This is a genomic window from Glycomyces algeriensis, from assembly GCF_027622855.1.
Classification (GTDB): Bacteria; Actinomycetota; Actinomycetes; order Mycobacteriales; family Micromonosporaceae; genus Glycomyces; species Glycomyces algeriensis.
On the sequence record NZ_JAPZVR010000007.1, the window covers coordinates 18,296 to 38,447 of the forward strand.

19 protein-coding genes are annotated in these 20,152 nt (G+C 71.7%); 4 read left to right on the top strand and 15 right to left on the bottom strand.

Going from position 1 to position 20,152, the window contains the following annotated elements:
• Positions 1 to 102: 102 nt before the first annotated feature.
• On the bottom strand, positions 103 to 816 hold the full coding sequence (locus tag O2L52_RS14520) for a superantigen-like protein SSL4 (RefSeq protein WP_270116345.1): 714 nt from the start codon (positions 814 to 816) through the stop codon (positions 103 to 105).
• Between the two features lie 191 nt (positions 817 to 1,007).
• Between O2L52_RS14520 and O2L52_RS14525 the strand changes: the two genes are divergently transcribed.
• Together O2L52_RS14525 and O2L52_RS14530 are read left to right on the top strand one after the other, a co-directional pair.
• Positions 1,008 to 2,453 (top strand): aldehyde dehydrogenase family protein, encoded by a 1,446-nt coding sequence (locus tag O2L52_RS14525; protein ID WP_344471491.1) that lies wholly within the window; start codon positions 1,008 to 1,010, stop codon positions 2,451 to 2,453.
• Between the two features lie 188 nt (positions 2,454 to 2,641).
• The gene (locus O2L52_RS14530) at positions 2,642 to 3,631 is read left to right on the top strand and encodes a hypothetical protein (RefSeq protein ID WP_270116347.1); all 990 of its coding nucleotides are present in this window, start codon (positions 2,642 to 2,644) and stop codon (positions 3,629 to 3,631) included.
• A 146-nt stretch (positions 3,632 to 3,777) separates the two neighbouring features.
• Here the strand turns inward: O2L52_RS14530 and pstB are convergent, their stop codons facing one another.
• From pstB to O2L52_RS14570, 8 genes are all read right to left on the bottom strand, one after another.
• Complete coding sequence (gene pstB / locus O2L52_RS14535) at positions 3,778 to 4,638, bottom strand: phosphate ABC transporter ATP-binding protein PstB (protein WP_373897005.1); 861 nt, start codon at positions 4,636 to 4,638, stop codon at positions 3,778 to 3,780.
• A gap of 175 nt (positions 4,639 to 4,813) precedes the next feature.
• Complete coding sequence (locus tag O2L52_RS14540; RefSeq protein WP_270116349.1) at positions 4,814 to 5,665, bottom strand: DUF6042 family protein; 852 nt, start codon at positions 5,663 to 5,665, stop codon at positions 4,814 to 4,816.
• A gap of 202 nt (positions 5,666 to 5,867) precedes the next feature.
• Entirely contained in the window at positions 5,868 to 6,056 is a 189-nt protein-coding gene (locus O2L52_RS14545) for a hypothetical protein (protein ID WP_270116350.1), read from the bottom strand.
• A 137-nt stretch (positions 6,057 to 6,193) separates the two neighbouring features.
• Complete coding sequence (locus tag O2L52_RS14550; RefSeq protein ID WP_270116351.1) at positions 6,194 to 8,047, bottom strand: NHL domain-containing thioredoxin family protein; 1,854 nt, start codon at positions 8,045 to 8,047, stop codon at positions 6,194 to 6,196.
• 194 nt (positions 8,048 to 8,241) lie between these two features.
• Positions 8,242 to 9,753 (bottom strand): hypothetical protein, encoded by a 1,512-nt coding sequence (locus tag O2L52_RS14555; RefSeq protein WP_270116353.1) that lies wholly within the window; start codon positions 9,751 to 9,753, stop codon positions 8,242 to 8,244.
• A 433-nt stretch (positions 9,754 to 10,186) separates the two neighbouring features.
• A complete protein-coding gene (locus O2L52_RS14560; RefSeq protein WP_270116355.1) occupies positions 10,187 to 11,509 on the bottom strand; it encodes a dihydrolipoamide acetyltransferase family protein in 1,323 nt (440 codons plus the stop codon).
• Positions 11,510 to 11,519: 10 nt separating this feature from the next.
• The gene (locus O2L52_RS14565; protein WP_270116356.1) at positions 11,520 to 12,494 is read right to left on the bottom strand and encodes an alpha-ketoacid dehydrogenase subunit beta; all 975 of its coding nucleotides are present in this window, start codon (positions 12,492 to 12,494) and stop codon (positions 11,520 to 11,522) included.
• Entirely contained in the window at positions 12,491 to 13,654 is a 1,164-nt protein-coding gene (locus O2L52_RS14570) for a thiamine pyrophosphate-dependent dehydrogenase E1 component subunit alpha (protein WP_270116357.1), read from the bottom strand. The genes O2L52_RS14565 and O2L52_RS14570 overlap by 4 nt, the downstream gene beginning before the upstream one ends.
• A 190-nt stretch (positions 13,655 to 13,844) precedes the next feature.
• Between O2L52_RS14570 and O2L52_RS14575 the strand changes: the two genes are divergently transcribed.
• Positions 13,845 to 14,471: a hypothetical protein gene (locus O2L52_RS14575; RefSeq protein WP_270116358.1), complete on the top strand. Its 627-nt coding sequence runs from the start codon at positions 13,845 to 13,847 to the stop codon at positions 14,469 to 14,471.
• 230 nt (positions 14,472 to 14,701) lie between these two features.
• Positions 14,702 to 15,541 (top strand): hypothetical protein, encoded by an 840-nt coding sequence (locus tag O2L52_RS14580; protein ID WP_270116359.1) that lies wholly within the window; start codon positions 14,702 to 14,704, stop codon positions 15,539 to 15,541.
• Positions 15,542 to 15,705: 164 nt separating this feature from the next.
• On the opposite strand, the gene ddaH is transcribed toward O2L52_RS14580, so the two are convergent.
• From ddaH to O2L52_RS14605, 6 genes are all read right to left on the bottom strand, one after another.
• Entirely contained in the window at positions 15,706 to 16,554 is an 849-nt protein-coding gene (gene ddaH, locus O2L52_RS14585) for a dimethylargininase (protein WP_270116361.1), read from the bottom strand.
• 9 nt (positions 16,555 to 16,563) lie between these two features.
• The gene (locus tag O2L52_RS25480) at positions 16,564 to 17,496 is read right to left on the bottom strand and encodes an Rv3654c family TadE-like protein (RefSeq protein ID WP_344471506.1); all 933 of its coding nucleotides are present in this window, start codon (positions 17,494 to 17,496) and stop codon (positions 16,564 to 16,566) included.
• On the bottom strand, positions 17,493 to 17,810 hold the full coding sequence (locus O2L52_RS14590; protein ID WP_270116363.1) for a TadE family type IV pilus minor pilin: 318 nt from the start codon (positions 17,808 to 17,810) through the stop codon (positions 17,493 to 17,495). Before O2L52_RS14590 ends, O2L52_RS25480 begins: the two co-directional genes overlap by 4 nt.
• A gap of 47 nt (positions 17,811 to 17,857) precedes the next feature.
• Positions 17,858 to 18,052 carry a DUF4244 domain-containing protein gene (locus O2L52_RS25485; RefSeq protein WP_270116364.1) on the bottom strand — a complete coding sequence of 65 codons (195 nt, stop codon included), beginning with the start codon at positions 18,050 to 18,052 and terminating at the stop codon, positions 17,858 to 17,860.
• A gap of 640 nt (positions 18,053 to 18,692) precedes the next feature.
• Positions 18,693 to 19,292, bottom strand: coding sequence for a type II secretion system F family protein (locus tag O2L52_RS14600; protein ID WP_270116366.1), 600 nt, complete (start codon positions 19,290 to 19,292; stop codon positions 18,693 to 18,695).
• The gene (locus O2L52_RS14605; protein ID WP_270116367.1) at positions 19,292 to 19,972 is read right to left on the bottom strand and encodes a type II secretion system F family protein; all 681 of its coding nucleotides are present in this window, start codon (positions 19,970 to 19,972) and stop codon (positions 19,292 to 19,294) included. The genes O2L52_RS14600 and O2L52_RS14605 overlap by 1 nt, the downstream gene beginning before the upstream one ends.
• Positions 19,973 to 20,152 lie beyond the last annotated feature (180 nt).

Sequence of the window (20,152 nt, forward strand, 5' to 3'; positions counted from 1 at the left end):
CCCCCCCCCCCCCCCCCCGCCCCCCCCCCCACCCCCCCCCCCCCCGGCGCGCCGCCCCCCCCCCCCCCCCCCCCCCCCCCCGCTGCTGCTGCCTGCGGGCGGTTACTGCTGCGGGGCCTGCGGCCACGGGTTCTGCTGGGTCCCCGGGGCGGCCTGCGGGGCCTGCGGCTGCACCGCGGGCTGCTGACCGGTCGGGTAGCCCTGCGGCGCGGCGGGCGCCGGGCCGGCGGGCTGCGCGGCGGCGGCCGTTCCCGGGACCATGATCGCGCCGGCGGTGAACAGGCCGTACGCGGCGACGAGGAAGATCGTGCCGATCCAGGCCGACGGGTCGGAGGCGGAGTCGCCGTCGCCCAGCGCCAAGATCGTGTACAGGAGCTTCGCCAGGAACAGCGAGGCACCGGCCACGGTGAGCGTCTTCCAGAGCGTCCGCAGCTTCTCACCGGTGAACAGCGTCAAGGCGAACAGGGCGATGACGGCCACGAGGATCGAGAGGACGCCCGAGCTCAGCTCGTCGCGCACGAAGCCCGAGAGCACCGTGCCGTCGCCGAACTCGTCCGAGCCGCCGGAGCTCGTGCCGGCGATCAGCCCGGCCAGGACCAGCGAGGCCAGGCCCGAGAGGCCGAGGATCGCGGGCATGGACGGCACGCCGAGCTTGTCGAACAGCGACGGGGCCGGGGGAGCGTAGGCCGCGTACTGCTGCTGGGCCTGGTACTGCGCCTGCGGCGAGGCGTAAGGCGCCTGGGAGTACGCCTGCTGTTGGGGCTGGCCGGAGGTCGGCTGCTGCGGATACCCCGCACCTTGTTGCTGTTCACTCATGTCCTCATCATGCCTTGAGCGGGCAAATGGACGCACCCGGGTTGCGAGGGGTCCGCGCACTGCGCGAGCCCCGGTCCACGCGGTGCCCGACCCGGTTCGGGCCCTTCCGTTCTCGCAGCCCGCGGCGGTCCGCTCGGATTCGCGGGCCCCAACGGCAGCGCCGCACACGCTCGAACCCGTAGGCTGTACGCATGTCGCAACGTCTCCGTCCCGTTTCGCCTATCTGGGTGGCAGGCCGTCCGCAGCACGGCGAGGAGGAGTTCTTCGTCACCCACCCCTACGACGAGTCCCCAGTGGGCGCCACCTCGTGGGCGACCGCCGGGCAGGTGGAAGCCGCCGTGGCCGCCGCCTCCGGCGCCGCGCGCGAATGCGCGTCCCTGCCCGCCCACGTGCGGGCCGAAGCCCTCGAACACGTGCGCCGCCGCCTCGACGAAGAGGCCGAGACCTGCGCCGAGCTCATCACGGCCGAATCGGGCAAGCCCATCGCCTGGGCGCGCGTCGAGGTCAAGCGCGCGGTCTCCACGTTCCGGTGGGCCGCCGAAGAGGCCCGGCGGTTCGTCGGCGACGTGCAGCGGCTCGACACCGACCCCGCCGCCGACGGCCGCATGGCGCTGATCCGGCGCTTCCCGCGCGGACCCGTGCTCGGCATCTCCCCGTTCAACTTCCCGCTGAACCTCGTCGCCCACAAGGTCGCCCCGGCCATCGCCGCCGGCTGCCCCATCATCGTCAAACCCGCCCCCGCCACCCCGCTCTCCGCGCTCCACCTCGGCGCCCTGTTCTCCGAGACGGACCTGCCGCCCGCGATGCTCTCGGTCCTCCCGGTCCCCAACCACCGGGCCGAGCAGCTCGTGGACGACCCGCGCCTGCCGGTCGTCTCCTTCACCGGCTCCGGGCCCGTCGGCAAGCAGATCCTGCGCCGCATCCCCGACAAGCACGTCACCCTCGAACTCGGCGGCAACGCCGCGGTCCTCGTCTGCGCCGACTACCCGAACCGGGACTGGGCCGCCGAGCGGATCGCGATGTTCGGCAACTACCAGGCCGGGCAGTCGTGCATCGCCGTGCAGCGCGTGTTCATCGAGGCCCCCGCCTACGCCGACATGGCCGCCCGCATCACCGAGCAGGTCAAGGCCCTGCCCTCGGGCGACCCGAACGACCCCTCGTGCAAGGTCGGGCCGCTCATCAACGCCGACGCGGCCGAACGGGTCCAGGCGTGGATCGACGAGGCCGTCGACGAAGGCGCGAAGGTCCTCTGCGGCGGCACCCCGCGCGAAGGATCCCTCATCGAGCCCACCGTGCTCGCCAACGTCCGCCCCGACGCGAAGGTGCTGCGCGAAGAGGTGTTCGGTCCCGTGCTCGTGCTCGCCAGCGTCGACGACTTCGAAGCCGGCCTCAACGCCGTCAACGACTCCCGCTACGGGCTCCAGGCCGGCGTCTTCACCGAGAGCCTGCCGCAGGCGATGCTCGCCCACCGCACCCTCGACATGGGCGGCGTCGTCATCGGCGACGTGCCCTCGTTCCGGGCCGACCAGATGCCCTACGGCGGCGTCAAGGCCTCGGGCGTGGGACGCGAAGGCGTCAGGTCCGCGATGGACGACTACACGGTCGAACGCGTCCTCGTCCTTCCGGACACTCTTTAGGCCGCTGATTCGGGTGAGCGGGCCCCGGCCGCCACGGCCGGGCCCGAAACCGCCGAGCGGTGCGTCACCTCGCACCGGTGACGCACCGGGCCGTTCGACTACAGGCGACCCCGCTGAGCTGCGATATTCCTTACTCGCCGCCGACCCCGAATCGTCCGACGGTTGACAAGCCCCTATAGCGTGGCGACATGACTGTCCCTCCGAACTACGGTCCTCCCCCGGAGCGGCCGCAGACCCCCGGCTACGGATACCAGTCGCCTTACAGCGGCGGCCAGAACCCGTACGGCAGCCAGCCGCAGCAGCCGCCCTACGGCTCCAGCGCCCAGCAACCGCCCTACGGCGGCGGTGGCGGGCAGCCTCCGTACGGCCAGGACCCCGGCGCCCCGTACGGCGGACCGGCCCTCCCGCCCGAACCGCCGAAGCGCAACCTCGGGCTCATCGGCGGCATCGTCGTCGGCGCCACCGTCCTCGTGCTCGGCGCCGTCCTGCTCGTCACCATGAACTTCCAGAAGGACAAGGGCGACGACTCCGCCGAAGGCGGCCAGGGCACCTCCGAGACCGCCACCGAGAACGACAACACGCCCGACGCGGACGCGACCACCCCCGACGAGGAGTCGAACTCCGAAGTCGGCCAGTGCCTCCCCTACGAGTCCGAGGTCGACGGCAGCGGCCTCGGCCCCCTCGTCGACTGCGCCGACGCCACCGCGTTCTGGGAGATCACCGCCCAGTCCTACGACGTCGCCGACATCGCCGTGGACGACGAGGGCGGCATCATCGACACCGCGCCCGTCTACGAGATGTGCGGCGACGGCTGGGGCACCAACGTCCTCGGCGAGGCCTGGACGAAGTTCGACTACGTCTACCTCCCCGGCAACCTCGACTCGCTCTACTGCCTCAAGGCCATCGGCAACCCCGACCCCGAGGAGCCCGAACACCTGCCGGTCATGCCCGACGTCGGCGACTGCTTCGACGACTCCTCCAGCTGGTGGTCCGTCGACTGCGCCTCCGACCTGGCGCTCTACACCGTCGTCGACACGATCATGCTCGACGAGCCCGTCGCCGACATGAGCGACGAGGACGCCGAAGCGGAAGGCACCTCCTGCGGCACCGACTGGTACTGGGAGATGATCGACGGCGAGGGCCGCACCTACGGCATCCTCTGCGGCAACGACGTCTAGAACAGCGAACAGCAGCGGGGCGGCCGGTCGGCCGCCCCGCTTCGCTGTGCACTGCAACCCCGTGCCCGGAACAGCGTCCCGAACAGTGCCCTTGACACGGGAACGGCGGCGCGAACCCCTCGATCGCGCCGCCGCAGGTCCTCGCTCTAGCCGAAGCGGCCGGTGATGTAGTCCTCGGTGCGGGAGTCGGACGGGTTCGAGAACAGGCGCTGCGTGTCGTCGAACTCGACGAGGAAGCCGTACCGCTCGCCCGCGTCGTCCACCGCGGCCGAGAAGAACGCCGTCGAGTCGGAGACGCGCGCGGCCTGCTGCATGTTGTGCGTGACGATCACGATCGTGTAGTCGCGCACGAGCTCGCTCATGAGCTCCTCGATGCGCGCGGTCGCGATCGGGTCGAGCGCCGAGCACGGCTCGTCCATGAGCAGGACCTCCGGCTGCACGGCGATCGCGCGGGCGATGCACAGGCGCTGCTGCTGCCCGCCCGAGAGCGCCAGGGCGCTCTTCTTCAGGTTGTCCTTGACCTCGTCCCACAGGGCCGCGCCGCGGAGCGCCTGCTCGACGCGGTCGGCCAGGTTGTCCTTCATGCCGTTGATCCGCAGGCCGTACGCGACGTTGTCGAAGATCGACTTCGGGAACGGGTTGGCCTTCTGGAACACCATGCCGATGTGGCGGCGCACCGCGATCGGGTCGACGCCGGGGGCGTAGATGTCCTGGCCGTGGAAGGAGATGCTCCCGGAGACCTTCGCGCCCGGGATGAGGTCGTTCATGCGGTTGATCGAGCGCAGCACCGTGGACTTGCCGCAGCCCGACGGGCCGATCATCGCGGTGATCTGGTTGCGCGCGACGGGCAGCGAGACGCCGCGGACGGCGTGCGCCTTCCCGTAGTGGATGTCGACACCCTTGATGTCGATGACCGTCTCGGTCTGCGTAGGGGTGCCAGTGCGGCCCTGCGGGGCCAGGCCCGCAATGGGGGCCTTGGCGCGGATACCAGTCTCGTTCACGGTCACGCGAACTCCAATCACCGAATGTCAACCGCCGTTAACGTGTCCTGCCCTCATGGAACGCCATGGAGGTGCACAACGGTGAACGTGAAGGTGAACTGGGAGTGAATGCAGTGCGGTCCCGGTCGCAACCGTCCAGACGCCGTTCGAACGGGGCGCCCGAACAGCCTGAACAGGCGGATCAGGCGTGCTCGGGCGGCAGCAGCTCGTCGTTCGGGTAGCCGCCCAGCAGGTCGTCCGAAGCGGTGAGCGTGAACTCCTCCGCGACCCCGACCTGGCCGATGTCGACCGAACCGGCCACGTCCCCGTCCTCGGCGAGCTCCATGAGCATCCCGCGGACCACCGGGGCCGGGACGCCCGCGTCCTCGGCGAGCGCCGCCAGGCTCACCTGCACGGTGGCCGACTTCGCGCCGCCGGGCAGCGTGAAGCGGCCCTCGTCGTCGAACTCGTAGTCGATCCCGCCGACCCGGCGGATCGCGATCGCAGTGAGCTCCTCGAGATCCCCGCGCTGGTCGGCGGCCTCCTCGATGGCCTCGACCTTGTCGAACGCGAGCACGTCGAACGGGTTGATGTACAGCAGCGGCGCGACGAACAGCTTGCCTTCGCGCATCTCGGAGCGGTACAGGCCCAGGGCGAGCAGGAACTCCAGGAGGTCGCGCACGGTGTGCGGCACGGGCAGGCCGGCCCGGCGGCAGTGGGTGGTGAAGGTGTCGATGCGCTCGCTGCGTTCGGCGGTGGCCCGGTCGTACTCCTCGCGGGCCTCCTTCTCGATGACCTCCTGGGACGCGCCCAGGTGGTGCTCGGAGGCCTCGGCGATCCAGTCGTCCACGTCGCCCGGGTCGCACCAGACCGGTTCGTTCCAGATGTCGTCCTCGGGGAAGGCGTCCGCCCACCAGCTCGCCGGGAACGGGTTCACAGAGGGGACAGTGCGGAACAACTCGATACTGCACGGCATGATGCGGATCCACGCGGGGTGCATCGGGGCTTGGACGGGGCCGGACTCGTCGCCGAAGGGCCTCTCGAAAGATTCCACCCATCGACGGTATCAGCGAGGTGCGACGCAGCCGCGCGGCTGGGGCGCGACTTCGCTTTCAGCGTACTGGCGCGCAGGAGGCCGTCCCGGCGCCGTCGTACCAGGAGTTGCTCAGTGCCCGTTGAGTCCCCGAATGCGACGCCTCCCGCGGGAGTGCGCCGCGCCGGGACGGCCCTCGCGCGCGTCGTGTCCGCCGGTCGGCCTAGCCGTTCAGGCGGGTGAGGTCCGGCTCGAAGTCGGCGAGGCTGCCGGCGTACTCGGGGGTGAGGTACTCGAGGGTGCGGACCTGCTGCTCCAGCAGCTTGCCCACGGTGACGATCTGATCGGCGGCGTTGAGCACCAGCCAGTGCTCGTACTCGTAGTAGCGTTCTTCCACCGGCGCCAAGGTCACAGCGGTTTCCTCCCTGATAGGACGTGCATCGAGTGCGGTCCGAACAACGTAATGCGCAATGAGCGAAGCACGGATTCATGACACGCGACGGGCAGGCGAAATACGTGCTGCGGCAGCAGATCACACCCGTCTGAGGGTCAGGCGCGGAGGACCAGGCGCAGGGTCGAGACCCCGTCCTCGGCGATATCCACCGGCACGCCCCAGTCCTGGCGGGTGAGGTGGCACGCCGGGTGCTCGGCCTCGGCGTCGCAGGTCGCGGCCTGGGCGACGACCTGCAGGACGCCCTGCCCGATGCCGTCCGCGAGCACGAGGCCGCGTCCGAGCTCCTCGCCCTTGCCCGCGCCCTCGGCGAGGAGCTGGGGCGGGTCGGCCGAGACGGTGACCTGGATCGGGGAGCCGAAGGTGTAGTCGAGCTTCTGGCCCGCGGCCGGCTCGAAGAGCACTTCGAGGCGCAGCGCGCCGGGCGCGACCTTGGTGCGCTTGCGGGTGACCCGGTGGTGCTGCCCGGAGACGGCGGCCTCGCCGAGGTCCGGGACGGTGAGGCGGTGGGCGGCCGACTCGACCACGACCACTTTGCCGTCCAGGACGATCACGTCGCTGGGCTCGGCGAGGTCCGCGGCGAGGGTGGACACGGTCTCGGTCTGCGGGTCGAAGGCGCGCAGTGCGCCGTTGTAGGTGTCGGCGACGGCGACGCGCCCGTCGGGGAGCACGGCGAGGCCGAGCGGGTGCTGCATGAGGGCGTCGGCGGCGGGACCGTCGACGTGCCCGAAGTCGAAGAGGCCCTGGCCGACCGCGGTGTGCATCTCGCCGTTCTCGACGTAGCGGAGCGCGGAGGTCTCTGAGTCGACGAGCCAGAGCCGGTCGGCGGTGGCGGCGAGGCCGGAGGGCTGGGCCATCCAGACCTGCTCGAGCGCACCGTCCTTGAGGCTCTCGACGGTGGTGCCGGCGTAGACGCCCGCGGTGCCCTTGGCGGGGTCGAAGTACCAGAGCTGGTGAATGCCCGCCATGGCGACGACCAGCTGGTCCTCGAACCAGGCGAGGTCCCACGGGGAGGAGAGGTCGGCCTCGCGGGCGGCCGTGGTGCCGTTGTCCATCCGCCATTGCTTCCCGGTCCCGGCGACGGTGGTGACCGCCCCGTCGGCGAGGCGGACGCCGCGCAGCAGGTGGTTCACGGTGTCGGCGACGACGAGGTCGTACCCGACTTCGGCCGCGACCTTGTCGGGCAGGAGCGCGAGGCCCTGCGGTTCGTTGAACTGCGGCTCGACGCCGTCAGCACTGCCGCGCTCCCCGGTGCCGATCACGCCCACGACCGTCTCGAGGTCCGGCCCGAGGCGCACGAGGCGGTGGCGGGCGGAGTCGGTGACGAGGACGTCGCCGCCCGGGAGCTCGATCGCCTTGCCGGGGAAGCGGAGCGTGGTCTCGGCCGGAGGGGCGGCCACGTACGGGCTGCCTTCGGGGTCGAGGGTGCCTTGTGCGGTGTGGGTCGCCACGAGGCCGCCGATGATCGCGTCGAGCGCTTCGACGTGGCCTTCACCGGCCATGGTGGACACGGCGTAGCCCTCGGGGTCGAGGACGACGAGGGTGGGCCAGGCGCGGGCGGCGTAGGCGTCCCAGGTCTTGAGGTCGGGGTCGTCGAGGACGGGGTGCTCGACGCCGTAGCGCTCGACGGCCGCGGCGAGGGCCTGCGGGTCGCGCTCGTGCTCGAACTTCGGGGAGTGGACGCCGATGATGACGAGCGCGTCGCCGTACTTCTCCTCGAGCGGACGGAGCTCGTCGAGGACGTGCAGGCAGTTGATGCAGCAGAAGGTCCAAAAGTCGAGCACCACAACCTTGCCTTTGAGGCTTTCGAGGTCGAGGTTCCTGCCGCCGGTGTTGAGCCAGCCGCGGCCGACGAGCGGCGCGGCGCGGACGCGGGATTGGGCTTTCGTGAGCGCGGCGCCCGGCTTCGGTGCGGGGGTGTTCGATGCGCTGGAAGCGGTGCCCTGATCCATCGGGCGAGCGTAGCTCGATCGGGATTCGCGGGACTGGCGCGACGCCCAGATTTGAACCGGCCTCACATTACGACTCGGGCCGACGGGGTTACCCCGTCGGCCCGCAATTCGTGTCGTACCCCCGGGATATTTTTGATCCAGGGGTCCCTTAGACCGGATTTATCATGATTTAACGGTCTATCGGGTGCTTTGTTCTAGGAGGCTTCCTCGGTCGGCTCGCCGCCGCCCTCGCCTTCGGCGGGGGCGCCGATGAGGGACAGGCAGTAGACGTCCTCGCCGACGGTGAGGGTCTCGCGGCCCGCGTCGGCGCATTCCTGGCCGTCGCCGACCTTCTGCACGATCTCGTAGTCCTCGCCGTCCGCGGCGTCGGCGCACTCGATGGCCTCGGCCTGGTCGCCGCTCGTGTGGCGGACGCAGCCGCCCTCCTCGAACTTCGGCGGAGCGAGCACCAGGAACCACACGGCCACGGCGGCACCGGCCAGGACCAGCACGCCGACGATCGCCAGGACCGGGACCAGCCAGCGCTTCTTCTTGGCCGGCTCGGCCTGGGTCGGCTGGCCGTAGCCCGGCGGGACCGAGCCCGGCGGCATGCCCGGCTGGGAGTACTGGCCACCCGGCTGCGACTGCTGGTTGGGGTCGTAGCCCCCGCCCATCGCGGGCGGCGGCTCGCTGTACGGGTTGTGCGCGCCGATGATGAGCTTCTGCGTGTCGTCAGACTGCGTCGGCTGGGGCGCGGCCGGAGGCGGCGGGGGCTGGTAGGCCGACTGCGGCTGCGCGTACGGGTTGGCCGGCGGCGGAGGAGGCGGCACCGCGCCGGGCTGCTGCTGTTGCTGCTGGTACGGGTTCGGAGCCGGCGCGGGGGCCTGGGCGGCGTTCGGGTCGGTCAGCGGGTTCGGCGGCGGCGAAGGCCATGCCGAAGCGGGCGACTGCGACTGCGGGGCCTGCTCGCCGTACGGCGCGGGGGCGTTGAAGCCCGAGTTGCCCTGGGGCGGCAGCACCTGCGTGCGCTCCTCGTACGGGTCCGCGGCCGGAGGGGGCGGCGACGAGGGAGTGGACGGCTGCGACGGGCCGAGGCGCAGGATCTGCGTGCCGTCGTCATCGAACTGGGGTGCCGACGGGGCCGCCTGCGCGGCAGGCGGTTCCGGGGCGGAGGGGGCGACCTGCGGCGGCGGGTTGTCCGCGGCGGGGGCGGCCGGGATGTCGATGCTGATCGACCCCGGGACGGACTGGGTGGCGCCGTCGTCGAGCGACGGGCCCGCCTGCGGCGTCTCGGGTTCCGGCGCGGGGGCCGGTACGTCGGCGGCGGGGGCGGCCGGGACCTCGGCGTCCGCAAGCGCGGACGTCGGGGCGGCCTGGGTGGCGCCTTCATCGATCGAGGGGGCCGCGGGGGCCTCCGGCGCGGCCGGGGCTTCGGGAGCGGCTTGCGGCGCTTCGGGTTCCGGAGTGGCTTCGGCGGCCGGGGACTCTGCTGCGGGAGGCTCTGCGGCGGGGGCCGGAGTCTCGGCGGGAGCGGTCTCCTCGGCCTGGGGCGCGGTCTCGGCCGCGCTCTCGTCGGCAGCGGGGCTCTCGGGTGCGGCGCCCGCGGTGTCGCCGGGGGTCACCGGCTCGGGGGTCGCGGCGGCGTCGGTCTCGGGGACCGGCCCGGCGGCGTTCTGGTCTTCGCTGCCCTCGCCCTTTTCAGGCGGGTTGCCTTGCTCGGAGGTCACGGCTGCTCCTCAATGCTGCTTCCGGCCTGGCGTCTTGGGGGCACGCCAGACGCGTCACACGGTACCGCAGCGGCGCTCGCAGTCACTCGACAGGGTTAGTGAGCGGGCGCGCGTCGACAGGGAGGATGCGGCCCTCGCGAAAGGACGGCCGCGGGAGCCCGGGAAAGGAGGGTACGGAAAAGGCCGGGTGCCAGCGGTTTGCCCACCCCTCATGGCAAACGCGGCACCCGGCCGGTGTGAGAACCCCCTGGAGAGGGTCTCAATGGTGCGGGGAACTCGGCGCTGTCCGCCGCACCAATGGAGGAGATGAAGTTCGTGGGCCCCAGTTGCCTGAAGCGAGCGGAAGCTTCGAAGTAATGTTTCCTCGTTGTTTCCGTGCCTCAATTACAACACCGAACGCCGGGATCTGCCAACGATTCATCGGTGCCCTTGATCACGTCCAGGCGAGCAGTGTTTCCCCAGGGTGCTGCAGGAACGAGCCGACGTCGGCGAGGAACTGCGAGCCGAGTTCCCCGTCGATGAGCCGGTGGTCGAAGGACAGTCCGAGCGTGGTCACCTGGCGGACGGCGATCTCGCCCTCGTGCACCCACGGCTGCGGCCGTACGGCGCCGAAAACGAGGATCGCCGACTCCCCCGGAGGTAGGATCGGGGTGCCCGTGTCGATGCCGAAGACGCCGACGTTGGTGATCGAGATGGTCCCGCCGGACATGTCGGCGGGCGAGGTCTTCCCCTCGCGGGCGGTGCGCGCCAGCGCGGTGAGGGCCTCGGCGAGTTCGACCAGGCTCAGGTCCTGGGCGGCCTTGACGTTCGGGACGACCAGGCCGCGCGGGGTGGCGGCGGCGATGCCGAGGTTGACGTCGTGTTTGACGACGATCTCCTGGGCCGCTTCGTCCCACTGGGCGTTGATCATCGGGTGGCGGCGGGCGGCCAGGAGGACCGCCTTGGCCACGAACAGGAGCGGTGTGACCTTGACGTCGGCGAACTCCTTGCGGCCCTTGAACTCCTTGACGGTGTCCATCATGCCGGTGACGTCGCAGGTGAGAAACACCGTGGCGTGCGGCGCGGTGAACGCGGAGGCGACCATGTTCTGCGCTGTGAGCTTGCGGACGCCCTTGATGGGGATGCGCTGGTCCTCGGCCGCCGCGGTGATCTTCGCGGGTGCGGCCGCGGCGGGGGCGCTTACGGCCGCTTGGACGTCGGCCCTGGAGACCGTGCCGTTCGGTCCCGTGGGGACGAGGGTGGCGAGGTCGATGCCGAGGTCTTTGGCGAGCTTGCGCACCGGGGGCTTGGCGAGCACCGGTCCGGACGTGGCGGCGGGGGCCGCCGCGGCGACAGGAGCGGGTGCGGCCGGGGCCGGCGTTGCGACCGGGGCGGGTGCCGCGGCTGCGGGCGCCTCGGGTGCGTCGCCGGTGCGGCGCTTGCGCCGCTTCGAGCCGGCTTCGCGCGCGCCGTACCCCACGAGGTTGGGCGTGCGCTCGTCCTTCTTCTTCTCGGGCGGGGGCGTGACGGCGCCTTCGACCTCGAAGCTCGCGAGCGGCTTGCCGACGTCGACGGTCTCGCCCGCCGCGGCGTGGTGCTCGGCGAGCACCCCGTCGTAGGGGCTGGGCACCTCGACGAGGGCCTTGGCGGTCTCGACCTCCACGAACGGCTGGTTGAGCTTGACTTCGCCGCCCGGCTCCACGAGCCATGCGGCGACCTCGCCCTCGGTGAGTCCCTCACCGAGGTCGGGCAGGTTGAACGTGATCCTCTGACCCATGTCCCGCTCCTCAGTACTCGAGCGACCGGTCGACTGCGTCGAGCACCCGGTCCAGGTTCGGAAGGTAGTCGTCTTCGAGGCGGCTCGCCGGATAAGGGACGTCATAGCCGGTCACCCGCAGGACGGGGGACTCCAGGGAGTAGAAGCACTCCTCGGATACTCGGGCGGCGACCTCGGCGCCGACGCCGATGTTGCCGGGGGCCTCGTGCACGACGACGGCGCGGCCGGTCTTGCGGACGGAGGCGAACAGCGGGTCCCAGTCGATCGGGGAGAGCGCGCGCAGGTCGATGACCTCGAGGTCCAGGCCCTCTTCGGCGGCCGCGGCGGCGGCGTTCGCGGCCACGTCCACGGTGGGGCCGTAGGCGATCAGGGTCGCGGTGCGGCCTTCGCGGAGGGTGCGGGCGCGGTAGAGGTCCAGTTCGGACGTCTCGGTGTCGACTTCGCCCTTGGCCTGGTAGCGGCGCTTGGGCTCGAAGAAAATCACCGGGTCGTCGCCGGCGGCGGCCTGCTGGATCATCCAGTAGGCGTCGTTCGGGTTCGCGCAGGTGACGACCTTGAGGCCGGCGGTGTGCGCGAAGTAGGCCTCGGGGGATTCCGAGTGGTGCTCGATCGCGCCGATGCCGCCGCCGTAGGGGATGCGCACGACCACGGGCAGGCGCACGCGCCCGCCGGAGCGGTTCGGGATCTTGGCGAGCTGGGAGACGAGCTGGTCGAACGCGGGGTAGACGAAGCCGTCGAACTGGATCTCACAGATCGGGCGGTAGCCGCGCATAGCGAGGCCGATCGCGGTGCCGATGATGCCGGACTCGGCGAGCGGGGTGTCGATGATGCGCTCGGACCCGAAGTCCTTCTGCAGGCCGTCGGTGACGCGGAAGACGCCGCCGAGGCGGCCCACGTCCTCGCCCATGACGAGCGACTTCGGCTGGACCTCGAGCACGCGGCGCAGGCCCTCGTTGAGCGCCTTCACCATGGTCATGGTCGTCATCGGGCGTCGCTCCCCTCGTGGTCGTCATCGAGAGAGGCCTGGAACTCGAGGGCCTCCGCGCGCTGGGCCGTGATCTCCTGCGGCGTCTCGGCGTACACGTTGTCGAACATCTCGGCGACCTCCGGGTCGGTCAGCGCCATGACGCGGGCGCGCAGCTCGCGGACGAGTTCGCCCGCCTCGGTGTCGATGGAGGCGAAGTAGGCCTCGTCGGCGAGGCCCTCGGCGTCCAGCCACTTGCGGTAGCGGACGATCGGGTCCTTCGCGCGCCAGAAGTCCAGTTCGGCCGCGTCGCGGTAGCGGGTGGCGTCGTCGGACGTGGTGTGGGGCTGCATCCGGTAGGTGTAGGCCTCCACGAGGCTCGGCCCCTCGCCGCGGCGGGCGCGGTCGGCGGCGGCCTTCGTGACCGCGTAGGTCGCGAGGACGTCGTTGCCGTCCACGAGGATCCCGGGGACGCCGAAGCCCTCGGCGCGGCGGTACGGGGGGAGCCGGAACTGGCGGGCGTTCGTCTCGGAGATCGCGTACTGGTTGTTCTGGCAGAACAGCACCAGCGGGGAGTTGAACACCCCGGCCCAGATGAGCGCCTCGTTGAAGTCGCCTTCGCTGGTGGCGCCGTCGCCGTGGTAGACCACGACGGCCTCGCCGTCCTCGTTGCCGACCGCGCCGTCCATGGCGATGCCCATGGCGTAGCCGGCGGCGTGGAGGGTCTGGGAGGCGATCACGATCGCGTACATGTTGAAGCGGTCGGCGGCGACGTCGCGTCCGCCGAGGTCGGTCCCGCGGAAGAGCGCGAACGACGAGATGAGGTCGACGCCGCGCGCCCACTGGACGCCGAGCTCCCGGTAGGCCGGGAAGACCGTGTCCTGGGGGGCGAGGGCCCGGCCGGAGCCGACCTGGGCGGCCTCCTGGCCGAGGAGGCTCGGCCAGAGGCCGAGCTGTCCCTGGCGCTGCAGGGCGGTGCCCTGGGCGTCGAGTTCGCGGGTGATGACGAGGTCGCGGTAGAGGCCGCGGTACTCGTCATCGGTGAGGTCGAGCTCGTAGTCGGGATGCTTGACGCGCTGACCCTCCGGAGTCAGCAGTTGCACGAACGCTGGTTCGTTCGTTGAGGCGGGTTTCGGACGGCTCTTGGCCGTCTTCTTGGCAGGACGCTGTGTGTCGCCCATGTATGCCTCCTCATATTCGTATTCCGGTGTATCCAAGCATCCCAAAGTCTTGGGTGGTGCGCGCCATAGCCGCCGCCCCATTACTATTCGAGGCGGAAGACTGACGCAGAGTAGTGATCAGTCGAGCCATCGACATCATCGGTCCTGAACGGCCGTTTCGTCGCACGGGGGTGGCGGGAAGGAGCGCGCGGTGCGCGGCAGAGGCAGCGACCAGGGGGGACGCTGGCCGGTGGGCATCTGGTTCGCCATGGTCGGCGTGAGCGCCGGAACCGTGGCGTCCTTCTCGCTCATCGGGTGGACCTTCGCGAGGGACCTCTACGGCGGCGGCGACGGCACCGTGCCGCTCGACTACGAACCGCAGACCGTGGTCATCGAGGCCGACGAGACCCCCGACCCCATCGGCGTCGCGGGCGGCGACGGGGGGCCCGTCGACCCCGCCGGCCCCGGCCCCGAACCGCAGATCGGCATCAGCGCGGCCGAGCCCCGGGCCGAGCGACTCGAGGACGCCGAGGTCGGAGCGGCCCTGCCCCCTGAGGAGCCCCGCGGCGAGCCCGCCCCTGAGGAGAGCGCGCCGCCGCAGCTCGTGCCGGTCGGCGGGGACGAAGAGGACTGCGGCCGTGAGGAATCCGATCCCGATCCGCACCGGGACGGCCACTGGGGCGACGACCGGGATGACGACCGCGACCACGGCCACGACTGGAACAGCGGCGACCGCGACCGCGAACGTGCCGCCTACGAGCTGCCCGCACTCGACCTGGACCTCGAACTCGACGAGTCCTCCATCAAAATCGAACTCGAGCTCGAACCCGCCTCGTAGCGCGCCTCCGAAGCCCCGGAACCCGCCCCCGACCTGGCATCGGATGCCGAATCCGACCCGCGCCCGGCGTCCAGACATGAAGCCGACTCACCGAACCCCACTCGCCCGAAGGAGTGAGTTGTGTGGAAGGCCACCTCGTAGCCGTAACTTGCATATGCGGATTGCCGTTACTCCTTCCGAGAGCGCGTCGCAGTGACGAACGCACACGGATTTCTGTGGGGTACAAGCAAATGGACCTTTTCTCCCGCACGATGCTCGCCTGTTCGGCCGAGGCGGGCCTGACCTCGACGGCCCTGACCCGGCACGTCCCCCTCCTGCGCCGAAACATCGGCGCCGGCGACCAGGTTTCCCTCCTCAGCCGCTGCGTCGGCTCCGACGGACTCGGCAGCGGCGACCACGTCCTGATGCTCACCGGCGAGCGCATGGTCGTCACCCGCCAGTCGCGGCTCCTCGGCCGCGTCCGCCTCTGCCTCGACGCACCCGTCGCCGCCATCGAGAACCTCCGCTGGTCGGCCGACCCGGCCGGACCCGGCGTCGAACTCAACTTCACCGTCCTCGAAGGACCCGGCGCCACCGAACCGCACCGCTGGCACTTCTGGCTCCCCGCGACCCACGCCAAGCGGGTCTGGCGCATCGACGCCCTGCTCGCACGCGCCTTCCGCCGGCCCATGGCCGACTCCCGGCCCGCGGCCGACCGCCTGGCGAGCTCCTCGGTCTTCGCCGACCTCGACCTGGCCGACGACAGGGGCGCGCTGGACCCCACCGAGGACACCGTCTCGCTCGTCAGGACGGCACTGGCGCGGACCGCGATGGCCGAGGTGATGCCGGCCGGCGCCGTCCACCCGACGAGCCCGTTCCCCGCCCCGCACCCCCGCCTCACGGCCGCCGAACCGGCTCACCGCCACCGGGCGCCAGAGCGCACGTTCCTCCCGCCCGTGGCCGCGACCGACGACCACCCCGTGCTCCCCGTGCGCGACACCGCGATCAACACGAACCGCCCCCGCCCCGCGCCGACCCAACCGGCGGGCTTCCAGCCGACTGGCATGGAGACCACCATGGCCGCCGCGTGAACCCCCGCTGAGACCCGGATGCGGGCGGTGCGGGCGACTCGCAGGCGCCGGCAGGACACCACTCGCATTCTCGACCTGATCCCCCCGAAGAACGAGGGGCCGGTGCACCAGCGCTTGCTGGCACACCGGCCCCTCGGTCGGTTCTCGGCGCTACGGCCTGGTCGTCACTGCCGCAGTTCGGCGGTGCAGCACTTGACCGAGCCGCCGCCCTTCTTCAGCTCGGAGAGGTCGACCGGGACGGTCTCGTACCCGGCGTCGCGCAGCTTCTTGGCGAAACCGGTGGCCTCGGCATTGATCACGACGCTGCGGCCGTCCGAGACGAAGTTCAGGCCGAACCCGGCGGCGTCCTCGGCATCGGCGATCACCGCGTCGGGGAAGAGCCGCTCCAGCAGCAGGCGGCTGCCGGGGGCGAAGGCCTCGGGGTAGTAGGCGATGCGCTCGTCGTCGAGGGGCGCAAGCGCGGTGTCGAGGTGGTAGTAGCGGGGGTCGACCAGGCGCAGCGAGACGACGGGGCGGCCGAACACGTCGGCGGCCTCGGCGTGGGCGCGGGCGTCGGTGCGGAAGCCCCAGCCGGCGAGGATGAGCTCGCGGCCGGGCAGGTAGGTGAAGTCGCCTTCGCCCTCGTTGATGAACTCGGGCTCGGCGAAGGTCCAGCCGGAGGTGCGGTACCACTTCTCGTGGGCGTCGGCCTCGGGGCGGCGCTCGGGGTAGCGGAAGCTCGCGCCGTACGCGATCCCGTCGACGACGAAGGCCCCGTTGGCGGAGTAGACCATGTCGGGGAGGCCCGGCTCGGGCTCGATGGTGACGACCTCGTGGCCGAGGAGGGTGTAGGCGTCGACGAGGGCTTCCCACTGGGCGCAGGCGAGCGTGGCGTCGACGGGGGCGGTCGTGTCCATCCAAGGGTTGATGGCGTACTCGACGGCGTAGTAGGCGGGGCGGCACATGAGGTACGTGCGGCGGCCGGGCGACCGGGTCGCGGGCGCCGCGGCGATTGAAGAACGGTGTTTCTCCATGGCGCGAGTTTAGACAGCCCGAAGCCCCATCCCACCACCCGCGGGCCCAGGACACACCGGAGTGTGACCAACACGCCTCACCAGGCACGCAGCAAACGCTTTAGCGGCGGGGCCGCCGCCGCTACAGCGCCAGGTGCGTCCGCGTTGCGGGCGCCCCGGATCGCTTGCTCGGCGGGCGATCCGAAGCGCTCGCTCCGCGCTGAACCGGAGGCGACCGCGTCGCCGATCCGCCGCGGGCACACGCCGGCGAGGAGAGTTCCGGCCCATTCGCTTTGGAGACGATTCCGGCGGCGGGGGTTCACGCCGCGCCATCGGGGCCTGGCTCCACGTTCCGTTTCGGGGCCCCTCCCCCTCCCCCCCACCCACCCCGCCCCCTTGCCCACCCGCCGCCTTCCTGCACGCCAGTAGTCGTTCGGTGTTCTCGGTGTTCTCGGTCCCGGCGGCCTGGCCTGGGCCGCCGGGACCGGTTGCTACTGCGATCGAGTCGAGTCGGGACCGTTGCGGTGCCGATCCGTCGCTTGCAGCGGTGCCGCTATTCGACGGCGACCGGCCCTGCTCGGGACACCGCTCGGGCCGGGCCGAAGGCCGCCGGTATGCCCTTCGGGTCTCGTTCACGTGGACGGTCACCTCCAATCCGCTCACCTCGCATCCCTGGAACTCCGCCTCGGACCGCTCGACCATCGCCTGCGCCGCCGCGCATGCCTCGCCCTCACCGAAGAGCACCCTCGCGGCACCGGCCAGCGCGGCGGCGTCGGCCGCGCCTTGGGCCCGGTGTCGGGCGGCGCCGGCCTGACCGACTGCGGTGAAGGCCATTGCCGAGACCAGGATCGCCGCTGTCACCCCGGCCGCCAGGACCGTCGCCGATCCGCGTTCCTTCCCGGCGGCCAGGGCATTCCCGGATCGGGCCCGGGCTGGGGCGATTTCGCTTCGGCTCTTGCTCATTCGAGGCCGGGTTCCATCGGGGCGGCGGCTTCGGCGGTGATCTCCATCGGCGGAGTCAGCGGGCCCAGCGGGCGGACCGGTGCCGTCACTACGGCCCTCGCCACGGCGTCGTCGCTCGACACCGTGACTGCGGCGCCCTCGGGCAGATACGGTGCCGCGACCGCTTGGGCGTCTTCGCCTCTGGCCGCTGCTATCGCCGCGCTGTTGGCCGCGTCGATCGCCCGGACCTTCATTCCGACGGCCGAGACCGCCCAGAGTCCGAGTGCCAGCACTGCGACCACGGCGGGCAGGGCCGCCGCCAGTTCGGCGGTCACGAACCCGCTTTCAGAGCCGCCTCTGCGCCTGCCTCCTCGTTTCGTTTTCACGACAGGGCCCGTTCGATGAGGTCCGACAGGGCGCTTTGGACCGGGCCCGAGGTGAGCACTTTCAGCAGGACTCCGGCGAAGGCCACGGCGGCAAGGGTGCCGACGGCGTATTCGGCGGTGCTCATGCCGCTCTCGCCGCGCAGCCTGGAGGCGAATTTTCCGCCCCAGCTCGGTTTTGCCGTGCGCCGCATTCGGCCTGCGCTCCATTCGTCGTCGGGCCTCGGGTGCGGGCTCGGGCGGCGCTTCACGGTCGGAGGGCGTTCGTCGGTGAGGTGCGACGGGCCTGCGGTGATCGGGGCTCGGCTTCGGTTGGAGCCTGGCGACCAAGGCTTGGCTGCGTTGGTCGAGTCGGCGATGGCAGGGGCAGGAGCGGTGTTCGTTTCGCGGACGGTGGTCGCCGCAGGTGCGGTGTCGGTGGGCGCCGTAGGTGCGGTGTTCGCTGGACTGACAGTGGCCGCAGGGGCGATGCGCGTTGGCGTGGTTGCGGCCGTTCGGGTGATCGCTTTCGGCTGGGCGGCTTTGGGTTCTCGGTGTTGTCGCTGACTTGGTTGCCCGGTTGCGCTGTTTTCGGGGCGGCGCACGTCGCAGCGTCGGCCGCACGCGAGTCGCGGGTGGGTGCCTCCGGGTTCGCACGCGGTGGGCCTGCGGCTTTCGGGGCGGCAGGAGGCCTGACGGGCATCGGGTCGTGCTGGTGCGCGGCGGTCTCGGCGGGTCGGGAGGGCCATGGTGGTGTGGGTGTTCGCGTGCATCGCGGTTTCCTCTCTTTGGTTGCCGGGCGTTGGCGCCCGGGGTGGTGCGGCTGCCGGGCGGTGCTGCCCGGGAGCGTTGCGGTCAGAGGCCGGGGGCCAGGGTCTCGGTGACGATGCCGAGCACCACTGGGCCGATGCCGGCGATCACGAATGCGGGCAGGAAGCACAGGCACAGGGGCCCGACGAGGGCCACTGCGGCGCGTCCGGCGCGTTCTTCGGTTCGGGTGCGGAGTTCTGATCGGACCGAGGCGGCCAGTTGCTCGAGGCCTGCGGCGATGGCGGCGCCGGAGTCGCCGGACCGGTCGAGTTGGCGCGCGAGGCGTTCGGCGCCGGGCAGTCGGCCGAGCTCGGGGAGTGCTTCGGCGGCGGTGGCCCCCAGGTGGATCGCTCCAGCGAAGCGGTTCAGGCGGTCGCCGATCTCGGGGTCGTCGGCTTCGGCGACGGCGAAGGCCGCCTGCGGGAACGGGGCCCCGGCGCGCATGCAGGCCGCGAGGAGGTCGAGGGTCCAGGGCCAGGACGGGGCGAGCTTGTCGGCGGTGGTCCGCTCGGCGCGGTCCGGGTCGGCACGGAGGAGGCGGGCGGCGAGCCACCAGGCGCCGGAGCCCGCGACGACGCCGGTCATGCCGCCGATGGCGATCGCGGTGGCGATGCCCGCGAGGGGGCCGATGAGTGTGCGCAGCATCAGGAGCTCCTCGGGTTGACGGTGTTGATGAGCGCGCCGGTCCAGGCGAGGCCGGCGGCTTGGAGGCCCATTGCGGTCGCGGCCGCGCCGATCCCGGCGGGGCTGCCGAAGAGGAACGCGACGGCTTCGACGCCGAGCGCCACTTCGCCGAGTGCGACTCCGGCGACGGGCAGGGCGATGAGGAGCGCGGCGGTGGCCCGGATCGAGGCGGTCTGCGCTCCGGCGCGGGCGGCGGCGTGGTCGTCGTCGTGCAGGTGCACGGCGAGTCGGCGGCAGAGTTCCGCGGCGGGCGCGCCGAGTTCGGCGGCGATGCGGAGGGCGGCTCTGAGGCGGCGCGCGGTGGAGGCGGCTTCGGTGGGCCATTCGGGTTCGGCGGCGGCGATGGCGCGGATCGGGTCGGTGCCGGCGGCGAGGTCGGCCGCCAGGTAGGCGACGGTGTCGGCGGCGGCGCGGCGCGCTTCGCGGTGGCGCTTGCGGCGCAAGGCGAGATGCCATGCGGTCACTGCGGCCGCGGTGTAGATCGCTGCGACCGCTCCGGCGGTGGCGGCTGCGATCGGGCCGAGGCCGCCGTCGTGGCGCAACCCGGCGAGCAGGGCCGCGAGGGCCGCGACGAGCAGCGCAATGATCGTCGCGGCGGCCTTCGGTCGGTGGGTGACCAGGGAAGTGGCGATGGCGGTCATGCGGTGCCTCCTTCCGGAGCTCGGGTGCGCGTGGTGTCGGTTCGGTGGGCGGTGCGCCGGCTCGGGGGGCGGGTGGTGGCGGTCGCGTCGGCCGGACTCGGGTTCGGCCTGGTGCGGCCGTGGCGGCGATTGCGAGCCGACCGGCTGCAACGGCGACGCCCAGGCGGGTCGGCGGACACG